Consider the following 3,581-nt stretch of genomic DNA (forward strand, 5'->3'; position numbering starts at 1 on the left):
CCGCCCCGCCTACGACAAGTGCCTGCCGGCGGAGCTCAGGCCGCAGAAGAGCGGCGTCGACGCCCGCGCCTCGGAGCTCGGCCTCTACCTCGTCGGCTTCCACAACCCGGTCACCGGCCTGCTGCGCGAGATCGGCCTGGAAGCGATGGCTGTGGCTGCCGATATCGAGAAGCGGGGGTGAGGGCGGCTTCCGACGAGGAGGGACATACGACATTCATGCCGACCAGAGGTTGGGACATGCTGCGACAGATGCAGGAGCTCTTTGAGTTCTTCGGTCCGCACGTCCGCGACACCGAGACTCTCGATCGCCTTCGCACGATGGTCAAAGATCGCGGGGCCTGACTGAAAGCACATCACCTTTTCGATCATATCCGGCACAAGACCTTGCGGGCCGAAAAGGCGAACGATGTGCCGGCTTTGGCCCAGTATATGTTCGAAGAGGTCTGCGCAAAGGCGCTCTTTAACCTGACGCACAGCAATGCTCCCTTCGACGCAGACTCCCCATATTGGATTGTGCCGAATGCACTGGCCCTCGCTCGCGTGCTGGGGCTCGATTCGATGGTCGTCGTTCGGATCGTTACACCCGCTGATTGACATCGCCGGCGGCTGTTTAGAGCCGCTTCGGGGCCTAGCATAAATCGGGTGGACCATACCCCTGCGCTATGCGAAGCCGGTCCCGATTGGACGAAAGGGCCCACCATGCTCACGCTCTACGATTATCTGCCGTCGCAGAATGGCTGGAAGGTGAGGGTCCTGCTCGGCTTGCTCGGCATCGCCTACGAAACCCGCGTCGTCTCGATTTTCGAGGGCGAGAGCCACACGGAGGCTTTCCTTAAGCTCAACCCGGCCGGCGCCGTGCCGGTGCTCGCCGTTGAGAATGGGCAGGCGATCGCCGAGTCCAACGCGATCCTCGTCTGCGTCGCGGAGGGCACATCCTATCTGCCGGCAGACCGGCTTCTCCGCGCCAAGGTGATGCAATGGCTGTTCTTCGAGCAGTATTAAGTCGAGCCGGTGATTGGCTCGCTGCGCTACTGGGTCCTGACCGGGCGGCTCGAGCGCAATCAGGCGATGGTTTCGGGCAAGCGCGAAGCCGGCGCCCGTACGCTGGCGGCGCTGGAGCGCAGCCTCGCCGACGGGGCGTTCCTTGTCGGTGACACTCTCACCATTGCCGACATCGCCGTCTATGCCTACAGCCACCGCGCCGAGGATTGCGGCTTTAAGCTCGCGGACTATCCGTCCGTGACGGCGTGGATCGGCCGGGTGCGGGACGCGATCGGTCCCGACTATCCCGTCCATCCTTACAGCATCGATCCACATTCCGGCGCCTGACGCCCGCTCGCCGAGGACCGCGTTTCGAATCCGCGCCAAACCCGGCTCTGCCATTGCTTATCCGATTTCGCGCCCCAGATTCCGTCACCAGGGCCGGGCCCTTCGGTGCCGGACCGGCGCGGAGGCAACCATGACACGCGACGACATCATTTCAGTGCTGGGCCCGGTGGACGAGGCCGTCCTCGCTGACATCGCGCTGACCGGCGCCAGCCTCGGCGAACTGCGCGAGGCCTTTGCCTGGATCGGCGCCGACGAGGCGCTGGTCAATGAGGGCCGCCACTTGCCGGGCATGCGGGTGGCGCGGCTGATCGAGATCCTCCAGCCGCCGGAGGAGGACGACGGGCCGCGGGCGCCGGCGGCGGGGTTTGACTAGGGGGCTGTCCCGCCGGCATCTCCGGTTTAGGTCCTCAGCTCACCCGCCCCGGCACGCCGCCTCGTAATCCGCCAGCACCGCATCGACCGCCGCGAGCAGGATGGCTTCGGGATCGCTCGCCGGCCCGAGGCCTGACGGCAGCGTCGGCAGGAATTGCCGCATCAGCGTTTCGGGGATGCCGACGCCGGTAAGCACCTCGCGCAGGCGGCCGACGGCGACGCTTGCCGCAGGATTGCCCCAATAGTAGCGGATGCGATCGCTGTAGCTGTAGTGACGCTGCAGATGGAGGCTGGTCTCGCCGCCATGATAATGACTGCGCCAATGGCCGGGCGCCGCCAGCATCACCCGCTCCATCGCGCGGGCAAGCGAGCGCTCGCCATAGCCGGGGACCATTTCCGCGGCGATCAGGTCGAGCCCGTAGAGCGCCTCGCGCAAGGCAAAGGTCAGGCCCGGGCCGACCTTGAGGATCGGAAAGCCGTTGGCGACCAGCGCCGTCAGCGCCGCGCGGCTCTGGTAGTCGGTGGAGTGCGCCTCGTAGACGAGCGACGGCTGTTCATCGAGCAGTCCGGTCAGCGCCTTCGATGCATCGGGTTTGTAGGCGATGACGTTCTCGCTGCCGAATTCGACGCCTGGCTGCACGACCAAAGCGATGACGCGGCCGAACGCTTCACCGAGGCCCTCGCGCGCAAAAATCTCGCGATGGCTTTCGATCGTGCGCCGCGCTGCCGCCGCTTCGGTTGGCTTCAGGTCGCTGAGCGCGTGATCGGCGCCGCCGGGGACGGGAACCTCGGTGCCGATGATGTAGAGCGGCAGCGCGCCGCCCTTGGCCCGCGCCGCCTTCTCGGCCGCCTTGGCGAGCCGGGCGGCCCGCGTCGCGATGGTCTCGTCGTCGAGGGCTGCGGGCTCGCCGGCGCAGCCCATCGAGGCGTCGAGATGGATCTTGCTGAAGCCGGCCCATACATAGGCCGTGACCATGGCTTCGGCCTTGGCCATCGCCTGCGCCGCCGGCTCGGAGCGCCATGGATTGGGCCCGAGATGGTCGCCGCCGAAGATGATGCGCGAGGGCTGGAGCCCCTCGCGGCTGGCGATCTCCTTGACGAAGGCGACGAACAGGTCGGGCGTCATCCCGGTATAGCCGCCGAACTGGTTGACCTGGTTGCAGGTCGCCTCGATCAGCAGCATCAAATCCGGGTCGGCGACGGCGCGCCGGATCGCCGCCTGGATCACCAGCGGATGCGCCGAGCAGATCGAGGTGATGCCATAGGGCGACCCGTTTCTGCGCGCTGTGGCGAGGCCTGTCAGCGGATTGGTCATCATGTCGCTCGCGCCGTCCCGGCGATGAAGTCGTCAAGCACGTCGAGACCGGCAAGGCCTTCCATCGGCCCGCGCCGCGTCACGTTGCGGGCGCCCGCGGCATTGGCATAGAACAGCGCCTTGGCCGGCTCCATCCCCTTGCGCCGGCAGGTGAGGTAGGTGGCGCCGAAACAGTCGCCGGCCCCGGTCGGGTCGACTTCCTCGACCAGGAAGCCGGCGCAGTCGATCCGGCTGCCGTCGGCGCCGAAACGGGTTGAGCCGGCGGCGCCGCGCTTCAGCACGATCTCGCCGACGCCTCTGGCGATCAGCGCCGCCACAGCCTCTTTCTCGTCGTTGACGCCGGCCGCGGCAAGCAGCTCGTCGCCGGAAGGCAGCAGAAGATCGGCGTCGTCGACAAGGGCGGAAAGCAGCGCGCCGTCGGCGCCGTCGATCAGCTCCTTGCGCACATTCGGGTCGAAGGAGGTCGAGCCGCCGCGCGCCCGCACCGCCTTCACCGCATAGGCGACGATCTCCTTCAGCCCCGCTACCGACAGGGTCGAGCCCATGACATGCAGATGGCCGGCAC

The 3,581-nt window shown here is 67.0% G+C and carries 4 protein-coding genes and 2 pseudogenes; 4 read left to right on the forward strand and 2 right to left on the reverse strand.

From position 1 onward, the window contains the following. The 4 genes and pseudogenes from EOA33_RS28215 to EOA33_RS28230 all read left to right on the forward strand — a co-directional run. Positions 1-181 (forward strand): annotated as a pseudogene (locus EOA33_RS28215) (NAD(P)/FAD-dependent oxidoreductase); the annotation flags it as partial. A gap of 203 nt (positions 182-384) precedes the next feature. Next, positions 385-594, forward strand: a complete 210-nt coding sequence (locus tag EOA33_RS40900) for a hypothetical protein (RefSeq protein ID WP_245482460.1) — start codon at positions 385-387, stop codon at positions 592-594. Between the two features lie 105 nt (positions 595-699). Beyond that, positions 700-1,329, forward strand: a pseudogene (locus EOA33_RS28225) (glutathione S-transferase family protein). 130 nt (positions 1,330-1,459) lie between these two features. Continuing rightward, positions 1,460-1,702, forward strand: coding sequence for a hypothetical protein (locus EOA33_RS28230; protein ID WP_127407136.1), 243 nt, complete (start codon positions 1,460-1,462; stop codon positions 1,700-1,702). Between the two features lie 39 nt (positions 1,703-1,741). Here EOA33_RS28230 and EOA33_RS28235 read toward each other — a convergent pair whose 3' ends face one another. Both EOA33_RS28235 and EOA33_RS28240 read right to left on the reverse strand, forming a co-directional pair. Continuing rightward, positions 1,742-3,016, reverse strand: a complete 1,275-nt coding sequence (locus EOA33_RS28235; RefSeq protein ID WP_127407137.1) for a D-tagatose-bisphosphate aldolase, class II, non-catalytic subunit — start codon at positions 3,014-3,016, stop codon at positions 1,742-1,744. Further along, a partial coding sequence (locus tag EOA33_RS28240; protein WP_245482461.1) for a PfkB family carbohydrate kinase occupies positions 3,016-3,581 on the reverse strand: 566 nt, incomplete at its 5' end. The genes EOA33_RS28235 and EOA33_RS28240, both read right to left, overlap by 1 nt.

Origin of the sequence: Mesorhizobium sp. M4A.F.Ca.ET.050.02.1.1 (genome assembly GCF_003997725.1) — a bacterium.
In the GTDB taxonomy this organism is placed as follows: domain Bacteria; phylum Pseudomonadota; class Alphaproteobacteria; order Rhizobiales; family Rhizobiaceae; genus Mesorhizobium.